13 protein-coding genes are annotated in these 14,983 nt (G+C 63.0%); 8 read left to right on the top strand and 5 right to left on the bottom strand.

The features are described from left to right. The first annotated feature begins 21 nt into the window (after positions 1–21). From ABXS05_RS17050 to dhaL, 8 genes are all read left to right on the top strand, one after another. Positions 22–1,020 carry an autoinducer 2 ABC transporter substrate-binding protein gene (locus tag ABXS05_RS17050; protein WP_311937013.1) on the top strand — a complete coding sequence of 333 codons (999 nt, stop codon included), beginning with the start codon at positions 22–24 and terminating at the stop codon, positions 1,018–1,020. 185 nt (positions 1,021–1,205) lie between these two features. Then, entirely contained in the window at positions 1,206–2,774 is a 1,569-nt protein-coding gene (locus ABXS05_RS17045) for a sugar ABC transporter ATP-binding protein (RefSeq protein WP_367624758.1), read from the top strand. A gap of 5 nt (positions 2,775–2,779) precedes the next feature. Further along, the gene (locus ABXS05_RS17040; protein ID WP_367624890.1) at positions 2,780–3,802 is read left to right on the top strand and encodes an ABC transporter permease; all 1,023 of its coding nucleotides are present in this window, start codon (positions 2,780–2,782) and stop codon (positions 3,800–3,802) included. A gap of 53 nt (positions 3,803–3,855) precedes the next feature. Continuing rightward, positions 3,856–4,800, top strand: coding sequence for a carbohydrate kinase family protein (locus ABXS05_RS17035; protein WP_367624757.1), 945 nt, complete (start codon positions 3,856–3,858; stop codon positions 4,798–4,800). A 566-nt stretch (positions 4,801–5,366) separates the two neighbouring features. Then, positions 5,367–6,311: a substrate-binding domain-containing protein gene (locus tag ABXS05_RS17030; RefSeq protein WP_367624756.1), complete on the top strand. Its 945-nt coding sequence runs from the start codon at positions 5,367–5,369 to the stop codon at positions 6,309–6,311. Between the two features lie 76 nt (positions 6,312–6,387). After that, positions 6,388–7,887, top strand: a complete 1,500-nt coding sequence (locus ABXS05_RS17025; RefSeq protein WP_367624755.1) for a sugar ABC transporter ATP-binding protein — start codon at positions 6,388–6,390, stop codon at positions 7,885–7,887. Next, the gene (locus ABXS05_RS17020) at positions 7,877–8,842 is read left to right on the top strand and encodes an ABC transporter permease (protein ID WP_311936993.1); all 966 of its coding nucleotides are present in this window, start codon (positions 7,877–7,879) and stop codon (positions 8,840–8,842) included. The genes ABXS05_RS17025 and ABXS05_RS17020 overlap by 11 nt, the downstream gene beginning before the upstream one ends. 36 nt (positions 8,843–8,878) lie before the next feature. Further along, positions 8,879–10,645 (top strand): dihydroxyacetone kinase subunit DhaL, encoded by a 1,767-nt coding sequence (dhaL, locus tag ABXS05_RS17015; protein ID WP_367624754.1) that lies wholly within the window; start codon positions 8,879–8,881, stop codon positions 10,643–10,645. 221 nt (positions 10,646–10,866) lie between these two features. On the opposite strand, the gene ABXS05_RS17010 is transcribed toward dhaL, so the two are convergent. The 5 genes from ABXS05_RS17010 to ABXS05_RS16990 all read right to left on the bottom strand — a co-directional run bounded on the left by ABXS05_RS17010 (position 10,867) and on the right by ABXS05_RS16990 (position 14,976). Then, positions 10,867–11,847 (bottom strand): sugar-binding transcriptional regulator, encoded by a 981-nt coding sequence (locus ABXS05_RS17010; RefSeq protein WP_311936986.1) that lies wholly within the window; start codon positions 11,845–11,847, stop codon positions 10,867–10,869. 244 nt (positions 11,848–12,091) lie between these two features. Continuing rightward, positions 12,092–12,523, bottom strand: a complete 432-nt coding sequence (locus ABXS05_RS17005) for a PPC domain-containing DNA-binding protein (protein WP_311936983.1) — start codon at positions 12,521–12,523, stop codon at positions 12,092–12,094. Positions 12,524–12,585: 62 nt separating this feature from the next. Next, on the bottom strand, positions 12,586–12,912 hold the full coding sequence (locus ABXS05_RS17000) for a MoaF-related domain-containing protein (RefSeq protein WP_367624753.1): 327 nt from the start codon (positions 12,910–12,912) through the stop codon (positions 12,586–12,588). Positions 12,913–12,939: 27 nt separating this feature from the next. Continuing rightward, positions 12,940–14,139 (bottom strand): MFS transporter, encoded by a 1,200-nt coding sequence (locus ABXS05_RS16995; protein WP_367624752.1) that lies wholly within the window; start codon positions 14,137–14,139, stop codon positions 12,940–12,942. Between the two features lie 12 nt (positions 14,140–14,151). Then, a complete protein-coding gene (locus ABXS05_RS16990) occupies positions 14,152–14,976 on the bottom strand; it encodes an aldo/keto reductase (RefSeq protein ID WP_367624751.1) in 825 nt (274 codons plus the stop codon). Positions 14,977–14,983: the final 7 nt, after the last annotated feature.

Raw genomic sequence — 14,983 nt, 5'->3', positions numbered from 1 at the left:
TTGCTTAAAATGGAGGAAACTATGAGCAAAATTACCAAACTGGCAGCTTGTACGATGCTGGCAGGCGTGTTGATGGCCGGGGCTTCGTTTGCCCAGGACAAGCCATCCATCGTGACGGTGGTCAAGGTCACCGGCGAAAACTGGTTCATCCGCATGAATGAAGGCGTGGATGCGTTCGGCAAGGACAACCCAAGCTTAAGCGCCAGCCAGATCGGCCCCGCCAAGGCAGACGCGGCTCAGCAGGCCCGCATCATCGAAGATCTCGTCGCCAAGAAAGTATCGGCGATCGCCGTTGTTCCGATGGACCCGTCGGCACTCGAAGGCGTGCTTCGCCGAGCCTCTCAGCGTGGGATCAAGGTCATCACCCATGAGGGGGACAGCCTCAAGAATACCGATGTCGACATCGAAGCCTTCGACAACAAGGCCTTCGGTGCGCGTATCAACGAAAAGCTCTCCGCCTGCATGGGCAAGTCGGGCAAATGGACGTCGTTCGTCGGCTCGCTGGGCAGCTTGACGCATAACCAGTGGGTCGATGCCGGCGCGGAAAATGCCAAGAAATATCCGGGCATGGAACTGGTTGCCGCCAAGAACGAATCCTTCAACGACGCCAATCGCGCCTATGAAAAGGCCAAGGAGATTCTGCGCAAATATCCGGACATCAAGGGCTTCCAGGGCTCCTCTGCCATTGACGTGATCGGTATTGGCCGCGCCGTGGAAGAAGCCGGGCTTCAGGGCAAGGTCTGCGTCTACGGCCTCGGTCTTCCCAAGGATACCGGACCCTATCTGGAAAGCGGCGCCGTCAATCAGATCTTCTTCTGGGATCCCAAGGATGCCGGCTACGTCATGAACAAGGTCTCAGAGATGGTCTTGAAGGGCGAAGAGATCAAGGACGGGGTCAATCTCGGCGTGCCGGGCTACGAAAAGATGACCGTCATCAAGGGACCGGGCAAGGGCATCATCATGCAGGGCCAGGCCTGGGTGGATGTCGACAAGTCCAACTACAAGAAGTTCCCGTTCTGACAACGAGCATCGCTCGCCGATGCGTCTTCCGCCGGGCATCGATCCCGCGCCGGAAGGCGCGTCGGGGAGTTCTAGAGCAAGGCGCGTTCAGGTGTGAACACTTGTTTGCTCTAACTCTTTGGTTCGACGCGTCTTTGCGATTTGAAGCGATTCAATCAAATCGCAAAACGCTATAGGAATTTGCCATGCACGCGACCGATCCCACGCCGCACTCTGTGCCGCCGTTTCTCGAGGTCAGAAACGTCCGGAAGTCCTTCGGCGGCGTCGTGGCGCTGAAGGATGTCAGCCTCACGATCCAGGCGGGGCAGATCTATCACCTGATGGGGGAGAATGGCTGCGGCAAGAGCACGCTGATCAAGATCCTTTCCGGCGCCCAGCCTGCCGATGAGGGGCAAATCCTGATCGACGGCCAGTCGACCGGAAGCCGGGCCGGCGACCTGGGCGCGATCGGGGCGCTGCGGGCCGGCATCGAGACGGTCTATCAGGACCTGTCGCTCCTCCCCAACCTTTCTGTTGCCGAGAACGTCGCGTTTACCGAGCAGCTCGTCGAGGCGTCGGGGCGTCTGGTCCGCAGGCTGAATGTCAAGGCGCTGCATGAAACGGCGCGCCGGGCCCTGGCGGAAGTGCATCTTCCGACCAGCAGCGATTTTCTCACCCGCCGCACGGACACGCTGCCGCTTGCGACGCGCCAGTTGATCGCCATTGCCCGCGCCGTCGCCTCCGAAGCGCGCCTGGTCATCATGGATGAGCCGACGACATCCCTTACGCGCCAGGAAGTCGAAAATCTGCTGGGCGTTGTCGAGCGGCTGCGCGCCAAGGGTGTCGCGGTTTTGTTCGTCACGCATAAGCTCGACGAGTGCAAATTGCTCGGGGGCCGCGCAATCATCATGCGCGACGGGCTGAAGGTCGCCGAACTCGATGTCGCCGATCACAGCAAGGCTGAATTCAGCCGGTGGATGACGGGCCGCGAGATCGGCGAGACACGCTATCGCACCGACCCGAAACTTGGCGATGTCCTGCTCCAAGTCGAGAATCTCGATGATGGCCGGGCTTTTCGAAACATCTCGCTGAGCGTGAGAAAGGGCGAGATATTGGGCGTCACGGGGTTGCTGGATTCCGGCCGCAACGAGCTGGCTCTGGCGCTGGCCGGCGTGAAGCCGGCGATTGGCGGCAAGATACGCCTGGCCGGCAAGACGATCGCGCCTCAATCGACGCTGCAAGCCATACAAAACGGCATTGGCTATGTGCCCGAGGATCGCCTTACCGAGGGCTTGTTCCTTGAAAAGTCGATCCAGGACAACATAACGCTGCCGATCCTGGATCGTCTGCGCAATGCGCTCGGCATCGTCAGTTCCCGCAGTGCTCGTCGCACCGCGGAAGCCAGCGTCGCCGACCTGCAGATCGTCGCGCCGGACGTGGCGGTTCCGGTTCAGTCCCTTTCCGGCGGCAACCAGCAAAGGGTGCTCATCGGGCGGTGGCTCACCATCAACCCGAAACTGCTCATCCTGCACGGGCCGACCGTCGGCGTGGATGTGGGGTCGAAAGACACGATCTTCCGGATCATCCAGCGCCTGGCCGATGAAGGCATGGCAGTCATCATCATCAGCGATGATTTGCCGGAGCTTCTGCAGAACTGCGACCGCATTCTCGTCATGCGCCACGGCGGCATCGTGGCCGCGCACAAGGCCGAAGGGCTGACGGAAGACGCGATCTATCAATCCATGGCCGGCACGTCGAAGGAGATCGCGCAATGACCGAGATGGCATCGCCGACCGCTGCCGCCCCCCAGCGCCGCGGCTTCCTGCTCCGCGGGTGGGACTTGATGGGGCGCCGGCCCGAGCTCTTCACCTTGGCGCTGACGATTGCGACCTGCTTGGTCGTGATCGCCGCCAATCCCGACTTCCTCCAGATGAGCAATATCGTCGACATATTGCGCGCGTCGGTGGTGCGCGGGCTGTTTGCGATGGGGGTGCTGGTCGTGCTGGCGTCCGGGGGCATCGACGTGTCGTTCACGGCGATTGCCGCCTTCGTGATGTATGTCCTGACCATGGTCGTCACGAACTGGTTCCCGGGCATGCCGATGACGGTCATCCTGATCCTTGCGGCCCTCGGCGGCGCGGCCTTTGGAATCGTAAACGGGCTGCTCGTGCAAAAACTCCAGGCCCCGTCGCTGATCGTCACGATCGGCACGCAATATGTCATCCGCAGTTTCCTGCTGACCTTCATCGGGACCGCCCTGTTCATGAACATCCCGGCCGCGATGGATGCTTTCGGCAAGGCCTCGCTGTTCACCCACCGCGCCTCGAATGGCGTTGTGTCCGTGTTGCCCGCGACCGTTCTGGTGCTGGCCGTTGCCGCTTTCGTCACATGGTACATCCTGGAGCGCACGCTGATGGGCCGCGCCATCTTCGCCATCGGCGGCAATTCTGCGATTGCCGAACGTCTGGGCATCAATCTGTTTCGCGTGCGGGTGTTCGTGTTTGCCTATGCCGGGCTGCTCGCCGGCATTGCCGGTGTGATCCACGTTTCGAGCAATCGCCTCGCCAATCCGTTCGATCTGGCCGGCATGGAGCTTGAAATCATCGCGGCCGTCGTTCTGGGTGGCGCCCGCATCACGGGCGGCTCCGGATCGGTGATCGGGACGCTGCTTGGCGTGCTCCTGATAACGCTGGTCAGCAACGTGCTGATCTTCGTGGGTATTCCAAGCACGCTGCAACTGGCCATCGTCGGCATCTTCATCCTGATCGCGGGCACCATTTTCGCCTTGCGCAATCGTAGCTAGCAGGCGCCTGCAGCGCCGCCAGCCAATCATGTGTCTTATTTGATGAGGTTTCCATGTCTCACGACGTGTCGGTCATTGGGCTTTATATTCTCGACGTGCTCGGACGCCCGGTCGATGCCATTCCAGCCGGCGGCAATGTGGAGTTCATCGACGAAATCAGGCTGACCGTTGCAGGCACCGCCGGTGGAACGGTGGTGGATCTTGCAAAACTTGGGCTGAATTGCCTTGCAGTCGGTGCCGTGGGCGACGACGAGAAGGCAGATTTCGTTCTTGCAACTCTTCAGCGCTTCGGCGTCGATACGGCTCAGATGCAGCGCCTGACAGGTGTGCCGACATCGTCGACCATCTTGAATATCCGGCGCAATGGCGACCGGCCGGCGCTCCATGCCCGAGGGGCCTCCGATCACTTCGAGGTTGCCGAAAGCGCCCTAGATGCGGTGCTGGCTCCGGCGATCATCCACCTGGGTGGTACCGGATTGTTGGCCAGACTCGACGGAGAGCCGAGCCGCAAATTGCTGGCCGAGGCAAAGGCGCGTGGGCGGACGACAACGTTCGACCTGCTCGGGGCCAATGACGGCACGCTCGATCTTATTGCGCCCCTGTTTCCCTATATCGACTATTTCATGCCCTCCATCGAGGAAGCGCGGCAGATTTCCGGCGCGTCCGAGATCGAGAGTGCGGGCCGGTTCTTCCTCGATCGCGGCGTGAAGCATTGCGTATTCACGCTCGGCGGCGATGGCGTGTGCTTCATGGACGCTCACGGCGAGATCGTTCGCCAGCCGGCCTTCCAGATCGAGGTGGTGGACACGACCGGATGCGGCGATGCGTTCGATGCGGGTTTCATCACGGCCCTGCATCGCAGGATGGACCTGAAAACCGCTTTGAATTTTGCCCAGGCATCGGCGGCACTGGTGGCGACGGGGCTCGGCTCCGATGCAGGCATTCGGTCGTTCGATGACACGTTGGCCTTCATGAATACCGTGCCGATCAAGCACTGAACCGGAAGCGTCCCGCAAATCCGGCCCTCATGACCCAAAGGCGGGCGGCAGCCTCGGGCAACGACGCGCTTCGTTCGGCAGAGGAGGCACGTTTGCCGAAAGGCTGGCCGCGAGGCTTGGATCCCTGCGATCCAGGATCTGCAGACCGTCGGCCTCGCGCCTGCTGCGCAGGCGAGGGGATATAGTTCCGCGCCGCTCGGGTCAGCGGCCTGCGTGATCGAAACGGCTTCGCCCCATCCTGCGTTCGACTTGATCAGGGGCCGTTGCCCGGCGCTTCATGCCCGCCCCACGGCATGCCAGTGCGGCCAGGGAGACGTCAAACGCCGCCGCAAGGCCGCCGATCGAGCCAGACGATCCTTCTCCAGATCCTGCAACTCAAAGACCCGGCCCCCGGCCGTGAGGCGCCCGATGGCTCCCGCGGATGCCTCTATCCATACACTCCTATAACTCTTGTAAAAATGAAAATACATGTGTATCGATTGCCGAAGGTGGCCGGAACTGACTGCAGTCAGCCGGTACGCCGCAGGCGGACTTGTTCTGCCTGTCGACCATAGAGGGAGGACTCCATGAATAAGCTCGCGACGCTGATCGCATGTGCCGCTTTTGCTCTGCCCGCTACAGCCCTGGCTCAAAGCGCGCCCGGTACCGTCAAGAAGGATAGCTATCGCTTTGTCATCGTGCCGAAGGTCGTCCATCCCTGGTTCGACAAGGTAAATCAGGGCGCCCAGCAGGCTGCGGCGGCACTGAAGGCGCAAACGGGCGCCAATGTCGAAATCGTCTATTCCGCTCCCCAGTCCGCGGATGTCGTGCAACAGAACCAGATCCTGGACAGCGCGCTCGCCACGCATCCCGATGGCCTGGCGATCGATCTTCTGGATCCTTCGGGCAACCGCGCTTCGCTGGAAGAAGCCCAGGGCCAGAAGATCCCGCTCGTCCTGTTCGATTCCGTGCCGCCCGAGGGCATGTCGATCACCCATATCGGATCGGATTTCTGCGAACAGGCCAAGATTGCTTCGCGCCGCCTCGTCGAACTTCTCGGCGGCAAGGGCGAAGTCGCCATCATGATGGGCGTGCCGACCGCGCCCAACCATGCGATCCGGGCTGATTGCCATCGCAAGGTGTTTGCCGAAAATCCCGGCATCAAGGTTGTGGCCGAAGGGATCGACAACGACAGCATCCAGACCGCTCAGCAGCAGGCCGCCGCCATCATGCAGGCGCATCCCGATCTCAAGGGCTGGGTTGCCTCCGATGCCGCGGGGCCGATCGGCATCGGCCAGGCCATCGTCGAAGCTGGCAAGCAGGGCAAGGTCACGCTTGTCGGCCTCGATAACCTGCCGGAAATGCTCGATATGATCCGCAATGGCGTCGCGGAGAGTTCATCGGCGTCCCAGCCTGAACTGCAGGGTTACTGGTCTGTGATGATGTTGTGGGCAAAGGCGACCGGAGCGCCCGTTCCCGATTTCATCGACACCGGCAACGCCTTCCTGACCAAGCAGAATGTGGGCGGCTGAGCATCTTTCGCAAGTAGTAAACAGGCGCGGGTTCCTTGGCCCGCGCCTTATTCGTCCACAGTGAAAGACTTGGTCCATGGCCTATCTTGAAACCACCGGACTGGGCAGGGACTTTCCCGGCGTGACTGCGCTCAATGGGGTCGATCTCAAGGTCGAGCTCGGGCGCACTCATATCCTGGCCGGCGAAAACGGGGCCGGCAAATCGACCCTGGTCAAGATTCTCACCGGCACGGAACATCCCTCGCGGGGGACCATCAGGATCGATGGTCGCGATCCCACCGAAGAGCCCTCCCTTTATCGAAATATCGCCTATGTGCCTCAGGAGCTCACGCTGTTTCCCCAGATGAGCGTTGCTGAGAACCTCTTCATGCCCCTGAACCGCACGGGCCACGGTGGCATGCTGTTCAACCGTCGCGCCCTGATGGCGGAGGCGCAGGCCTATCTCGACCGTTTCGGCATCGAGGCCCGCCCCCAGGATCTCGTGGCCAATATTTCGGTCTCGGATCAGCAACTGCTCCAGATCGCACGCGCTTCCACGAACAAGAATATGAAGGTGCTCATCCTCGATGAGCCGACCTCCGCGCTTACCGGCGTCGAAGTCGAGCGTGTCTTCAAGGTCATGCGCGGCTTCCTCGATCGCAACCACGCGATTATCTTCATCAGCCACAAGATGGATGAGGTTTTTGCCATCGGCGACGACTATACGGTTCTGCGCAATGGCGAGAAGATCGAGAGCGGACAGATCGCCGATATTTCGGAGCCGGATCTCATACGCGCCATGTCCGGTCGTCATGTGGCGCTGGACGAGCATTTCCATCCTGCGGGCAACGCGACGGATACGATCATGGAAGTCAGGGGCCTGACCGGTCCGCGCTTCAGCGATATTTCATTCGATCTTCGCCGCGGCGAAATCCTTGGTTTCGCCGGCCTTGTCGGGGCAGGGCGCTCCGAAATCATGCAAACCATCTTCGGCTATCGCAAGGCGACCGCCGGCAAGGTCATGGTTGCCGGTAAGGACTGGCAGCTCAACGATACGTCCCGCTCGGTCGAGGCCGGCATGCTCTATCTGTCCGAGGAGCGCAAGCTTCACGGCATATTCCCGCAACTTTCGCTGCGCGAGAATATCGGCATCTCCATCCTGTCGCTCACCGTCGGCCCCTTGGGCATCAGCCAGAAGCGAGAGCGCGGTGCGGTCCAGACCATCATCGACGAGTACGGCATCCGCACCGCCGGCATGGGCAAGCGTATCTCGCATCTGTCGGGCGGCAATCAGCAAAAGGCGATCATCGGCCGCGCTTTGGCCACGCGGCCGCAGATCCTGATTTTCGATGAGCCGACCAAAGGCATCGACATTCGCACCAAGACCGAAATCTACCGGATCATGAAAAGGCTGGCCGAGGAAGGTGTGGGAGTCATTCTCATTTCTTCCGAGATCGCCGAACTGCGCAAATGTGCCAGCCGCATCATAACCATGCATAACGGGCGCCTGACCGGCCAATACGTCACGGCCGACACGGCCACGGAAACGCTGGTGGGCGCCATATTTGGAACCGAGATGAACGCCGATGTCGCCTAAATCACTTGCCACGGTCCTGCGCGATCCGCTCGCGGGAGTCCTTGCGGCCCTTGCGGTCATCTTCGCCTTGTCGGCGATCGTTTCACCTTATTTCCTGACCTCCTACAACATGTCCGTCGTAGCACGCGGCATCGCCTTCGTCGGGCTCATCACCATCGCGCAGTCCATGCTGATGGTGCTGGGCGAACTCGACCTGTCGCTGGGCGTGATAGGCGGCCTCTGCGGGATCGCCTCCGGTGTCCTGATGATGAAGTTCGGCATCGAGCCCTATACGGCAATGCTGCTCGCCATCGCCCTCGGCGCGACCCTGGGGTTTGCCAACGGGCTGCTTGTCACCGGCTTGCGGCTGCACTCGCTCGTCCTGACGATCGGCACGGCGGGCATTTATGGCGGCGCGAATCTGGTCCTGACGCGCGGCGTCGCCATCACCGGTATTCCGCAGCAGATCCAATATCTCGGCCGCGGCGACCTGTTCGGCGTGCCTGTTCCCTTCGTGGCGATGATCGGTGCCCTCCTCGTCGCCACCTTCGTCATGGTGAAAACGCCGTTCGGCCGCTACATGTATGCGATCGGCAACAACCGGGGCGCCGCGCGCATGCTCGGGATCCGTGTCGACCTCGTCCGGCTGATCGTCTTCGTGGCGGCCGGCGCTCTCGCGGCGCTGGCGGGTGTCCTCATGGTGGCGCGCCTGGGAACGGCCCAGCCATCCATCGGCGATACCTGGGTGCTGGCCCCCATCGCGGCGTGCGTGATCGGCGGCGTCGCCACCACGGGCGGCGTGGGCAGCCCGATCGGAGCCATTCTCGGCGCCGGTATCATTGCCATCATCGAAAATATCATCGTCCTGTTTGGCGTATCGCCCTACTGGCAGGGCATTGTCTCGGGTGCGATCGTCGTGCTGGCAATCTCCTTTGATGCCATCTCTCGTCGCTATCTGCGCGGCGAAGCAGCTTGAACGGACATGATTGAAGAATTCGCGGAACAAGAAACGATGAACGAACAAGTCTCCACCAAGAAGCTGATCAATGCGCCCGAACAGATCATCCAGGAAATGATCGAGGGCATGACGGGCGCACATCCCGACCTGCTGCGCGTGGACGGGCAAACAGGCCGCGCCATTGTCGCCGTGGACGGACCGCGCGCCGGCAAGGTCGGCATCGTGATCGGCGGGGGATCCGGCCATGAGCCTGCCTTTGCGGGCTATGTGGGGCGCGGCCTTGCGGATGCCGCAGCGGTAGGCAATGTCTTCGCTTCTCCGTCCCCGGCGCACATCGTCGAAGCGGCGCACGCCGCCGATGGAGGCGCCGGCGTGCTGCTGCTCTATGGCAACTATACCGGCGACGTGCTGAACTTCACCATGGCGGCGGAGGAACTGGCCGGAGAAGGCGTGAATGTGCGCCAGGTCGCCGTGGCAGACGACGTTGCCTCCGCGCCGCCCGAACGCAAGAACGAGCGTCGCGGCATTGCCGGCGATTTCTTCGTTTTCAAGATCGCCGGCGCTGCCGCCGATCTCGGCGAGCCCCTCGCACGGGTGGAAGCGCTGGCCCGCGCGGCGAATGACGCAACCTGCTCCATGGGCGTGGCGCTCAGTCCCTGCTCCCTGCCGCAAACAGCCAAGCCCAATTTCACCATCGGTGCCGAAGACATGGAAATCGGCATGGGCTTGCATGGCGAGCCGGGCATTCGGCGCCAGAAACTGGCGACGGCCGACGTCGTCACCGACGAACTGATGGACAATCTGGCCAGGGAGCTCGCACTCAAGCAAGGCGACCGGGTCAGCGTCCTGGTCAATGGCCTCGGCGCCACATCGCAAATCGAACTCTATGTGATGTTCCGGCGCGTCAAGCAGCGCCTCGATGCCCTCGATGTGAAGATCCACGCGTCCTGGGTGGGCGAATACGCGACGTCGCTGGAAATGGCAGGCGCTTCGGTGACGCTGATGAAGCTCGATGACAGGCTCCAGGCTCTGCTTGACCATCCCTGCCGGACTTTGGCCCTGACCGTCGGCGCAATGGAACCGGTCGCGGAGAAGGGCAGGGTGCGGCGCCAGCCGGAACGGACACCCGATCGCAGCGCGACGACAATGGAAGCCGCTCGTGAACTCATCGCCGATGGCGACATCACGCCCGCCCTGTTCCGGGCCATGATGCAGAATGTCGGCGACCAGATCATCGCGGAGAAGGATTGGCTCTCCGAGCTCGACGGGGTCATTGGCGACGGTGACCACGGCGTCACCATGGAAGTCGGCTGGCGGGCGGTGCAGAAGGCTCTTGACGATGGGCCGGACAATGAGGCGATCGAGGGCATATGCAAGCGCATGGCCAAGGCCTTTCTCGATGCCGTCGGCGCTTCTTCGGGGCCGCTTTACGCGACCGCTTTCCTGCGGGCAGGCACGGCGGTCGGCAATCGTCTCAATCTCGATTCCGAAGCCTTGGCGGCCTGGCTTTCCGCGGCCTGCCAGGGGATCCGCGACCGTGGACGCGCCGAGCCCGGTGACAAGACCATGATCGATGCCTGGGTGCCGGCCGTCTCCGCGGCTCTGGAGCGCGCGCAGGAAAAAGGCTCGACACTCGATATCCTGATTGCCGCAAGGGATGGTGCCAAGGATGGCATGGAGGCTACGGCGGCAATGGAGGCGCGGCGCGGCCGCGCCGCCAAACTCGGGAAGCGCTCCATGGGGCATATCGATCCGGGTGCGGCTTCGACCTATGTCATGTTGAGGGCCATGTCCGAAGCGCGCGAGCGCGCCGTCGGCTGAATACCGACAAGGCGGCGCGCACGTCCTGGTCAGCTTGGCCGAAGTGTTGAAAGAAACGGGACATTTGTCGCCGCCGGGCCTGCCCCGGCGGCCTAGCCAACGGCCACGATGTTTGGCCCGCTCGCAAGGACGATGCTTGGTCGGTCAAGCATTGATGCTGTAGGTTATCGTTGTCGCATCGCTTTTGCCGAAAACCGGCATCCACTTTTCGGCACGATGCTCTAGCGTGGCCCCTGCAGAAGGGCTCTGGCAACCGATTCATTGGTTACGAGGCGGTTGACATATCCTGCCCGCAGGATCGCCCGGATAATCGGGATCTTGTCGGTGCCTCCCGAAACCAGCACCGAGATCGGCTTTATCTTGAGCTTGTCAGGCGGCAGGGCGATGGTCGACTCGTTGAGAAAGTGGTCGACGGGGCGGCCTTGGTAATCCAGGAAGCACCCCATGAATTCGCCGACGGCACCCAGATTGAGAATGGCGTCGAGATGATCCTTCACGACCCGGATCTGCGTGAGCGAAGTGTCATGCGATAGCGGGCCGCAGGAAACGAGGCCGATGTCGGCAATTTCCGTGCGCGCCAGGACATCAGTCAACTCCTCGTTCAGAAGCACCGCGTTGCGGCTTTCCGGATTGGCGCAATAGATCGGCGCCGTCAAATAGTGGCATTCCACGCCGAGGGAGCGGGCGAAGGCCGTCGCCACCTCGAAGGTATTCGTCGAGGAACCGCTGGTGACACCGCCCGTCAGCCCGACCACCCAGCTCGTCGGTCGCAGCTTCGCCGTCAACGCGCGCACGGCATAGCTGAGCGTGCGGCCCGAACCGATGCCCACGCCCATGTCCTGGCCATTGATCAGGGAACTGGCGAGCATGCCGGCCGCCTCGCCGATGACGCGCTTCTGCTCGAGATAGTCCGTCACGTCCGGCACCACGACCGACTCGACCAGGCCGTATCGTGCCGAAACCCTCTCCGCGAGATCGATGCAGTCACTCAGCGGCAAGCTGACACGGATCTGCACCTTGCCTGTATCCCGGACCTGGCCGATGATCTTGTTCACCTTCAGCCGGGTGATGTTCATGCGCTCGGCGATTTCCTGCTGGGTCTGGCCTCCCACGAAATAGAGCCAGGCCACGCGGGCGCGCTCGAGTTCCTCGGCAAGATTCGCCCCGGCTGGCATGGTATCTTCGAACTCGCTGCTGGGCACGGGGCGATCCTGTAGAATGGGGCATCCGGTATAGCCGTGCGGCGTAAGCCGTTGCAAACCTTGTCACAGGTGATCCGGTGCCGAAACAGGGTTTTCCTCCCTTTCTGCCGAGAGCTGCGCCCCGGCTCGGCGCATCGTTTTGCGTCAGCTCATGCTGCCCTGCGCAACGCGTTCGGCGCGGAACGCCGCGTCCCGGGGAAAGACCGCCGATCGGGCCGCGAGTGCGGGATCCGCGATCTTTGCGTCAGAGCTGCAGCACATTCGCGCCGATCGACGGATCGAGCGCCCGCTCCAGTCGCGTCGGAAAGACCGACACATGGATCTCCAGCGAGCCACGACCGACCTCGAGCGCAAGCAGGTGGCCGCCGAAGGTTTGGAAGGTGCTGTCCGCCGCCACGCCGTGGGCGTGAATCGCGGGCTCGCCATCCTTCCAGGCCAGGGTGCCGGTCATGTTGGCGAGCTCCAGATTCTCGATGGTTTTCGGGCGATAGGCCTTGTTGTCGAAATCGAAGAACCCGAAGGTCGCTTGCCGGAGAAATCCGAAGCCGACAAAGCCGGCAGCCGGAACCGCTTCCTCCTTCATCAGGGCTTCAAGCCGCGCGAAGACGTCGTCGCCCTGCCGCAGGACCATGAAATAGCCGTCCGGCGTTTGAATGTAGCGCCTGTGCTCGAGCATTCCAGGCCTCCTGGACCGTTGCTGCAGGCCTGGTTGCGCCGTCGGCACCAGGCCTGCCACCCTTATGATGCAGCGAGCGGCCGCAGGCTGCCTTCCAGGCGGAAGAACGTGCCATCCGGCGTCGTGAAAAAGGCGAGCGAGCGCCCCGCTTCGAAGTCGTCGATATGGACGACCGTGGAGCCGTCGGCCTCCTGCCAGGAGATGGCATAGGACTGTCCGGCCAGTTGCCGCCATTCGAAGCCGACAGTCGCCTTGTTGCCGGTCAGCGGTCCCTTGGTGATCTCATAGCGGAGTGAGGGGCCATCCGATGCATAGGCATTGGTGGCGACGAGGTCGCCGTAGTCGACCTCGAACTGCTGTCCGGCCAGAGGAAATGCGATAGGATTCATGTTCGTTTCACCTTTGCGATCGTTGGCTCAGGCCTGGCAGGCCAGGGCAGTCCGTGTCCGGCCGAGCCACACCAGCGCCAGGCCGGCTGCGGCAAGCGCACCGCCGGCCACGGGAACCGCCGCGTAGCCCCAGCCAAGGCTGATGACCCCGCCGCCGACAGCCGCACCGACCGCATTGCCGAGATTGAAGGCGCCGACATTGATCGAGGAGGCTAGGCCGGGTGCTTCCGCCGCCGCCTGCATCACCCGCATCTGTACCGGCGGGACGATGGCGAAGGTTGCAGCACCCCAGGCGAGCAGCCCGATCGCCGCCCCGACATGGCTCGTCAACACCAAGGGCAACAGCACCATGATAAGCGCGAGGGCGGCGAGGAAGATCTTGGTGGCGCCGTCGAGAGACCAGTCGGCGAGGCGGCCTCCCAGGCCGTTGCCGAGGGTGAAGCCGACGCCGATCAGCACCAGCGCGAGCGTGACGAAGGTGTCCGAGGCGCCGGTGAGGTCCGCCAGCACCGGAGCGACATAGGTGTAGAGCGTGAACATGGCGCCGGCACCCATCACGGTCGTCGCCATTGCCAGCAGGACGGCCGGGCGGATGAGGACGCCGAGCTCGCGCTTGACGTCCGGCACCTTGCCGGGCTCTCCCTTCGGCAGCGCCAGCCACAGCGAGGCGATGGCGAGGAGGCCGAGCACGGCCGTACCGGCGAAGGCCATGCGCCAACCGATCTGCTGGCCGATCCAGGTGGCTGCGGGTACGCCGCCGATATTGGCGATCGTCAAGCCCATGAACATGGTCGCGACCGCGCTGGCCTGCTTCTCCTTGGGCACGACACTGGCGGCAACCACGGCGCCGAGACCGAAGAAGGCGCCGTGGTTGAGGCTGGTGACCAGCCGCGCGAGCAGCAGGGTGGCATATCCCGGCGCGAGCGCCGACAGGATGTTGCCGACGGTGAAAATGCCCATCAGCAGCATCAGGGCGGCGCGCTTGCCGAAACGACTGAAGGCGAGCGTCATGATCGGGGCGCCCAGCATCACGCCGATCGCATAGGCACTGACGAGCATGCCGGCCGTCGGGATCGTGACACCCACGCCGTCGGCGATGACCGGCAGCAGGCCCATGGGCGTGAATTCGGTCGTCCCGATGCCGAAGGCGCCGATGGCCAAGGCGAGCAGGGGCCAGTTGAACCCCTGCCGAAGCTCGTCGCCGGAAGCGACACCGTTCGTGCTCATCATCGATCCTCCTCAGGCGTCCCAGGCCGGGGCGAGACCCGGAGGGTTGACGAGGCGTCCATCCGGACGGGCGAGCGCGCCGATCACCGCCATGTCGTCCTCACTCAGGACGAAGTCGAAGATCGCGACATTCTCGGCTACGCGCTCGGGCCTGGCGGTCTTGGACAGTGCCACGAAGCCCTGCTGGACCAGCCAGCGTAGCGCAACCTGCGCGGCGCTCTTGCCGTATTTCGCGCCGATGCGCTGGAGCAGCGGATCGCGGGGCACAGCGCCGTCGGCCATGCCGTAATAGGCGCTGACGACCAGGCCCATGGACTTGGCGGCCGCGGCGAGGGCGCGTTGGTCGAGATAGGGGTGAAGTTCGACCTGGTTGGTGACGATGGGCGCCTGGCTCAGTGCTACCGTCTCCTTCATCTGGGCGATATTCTGGTTGCTCACGCCGATGAAGCGGGTCTTGCCGGCGGCCTGGACGGCGTTCAGCATTTCGACCTGATCGGCGATGGCGACCTTGTCACCCGGCCAATGCAGCAGCAGGAGGTCGACCTGGTCGACCTTCAGCCTGTCGAGGCTTTCATCGACCGAGGCCGCGAACCTGGCCCGGCTGTAGTTGTCGACCCAGACCTTGGTGGTCAGGAACAGCTCCTCGCGGCGGGCGCCGGCGGCCTGGAGGGCGCGGCCGAGCGCGGCCTCGTTCTGATAGATCTGGGCTGTATCGAAATGGCGGAAGCCGGCTTCGAGGGCAGCGGGAACGACGCGCTCCACTTCGGCATCCGACATGCGGAACACGCCGAAACCGAGGGTGGGGATCACAGCGCCATGGACACTGATGGTCTGCATTTTCGTC

The sequence above is a fragment of the Labrys neptuniae genome, from assembly GCF_040797145.1.
Taxonomy (GTDB): Bacteria; Pseudomonadota; Alphaproteobacteria; order Rhizobiales; family Labraceae; genus Labrys; species Labrys neptuniae.
The sequence above is the reverse complement of the archived record's forward strand: the minus strand, read 5'-3'. Positions and strand labels throughout refer to the sequence as shown.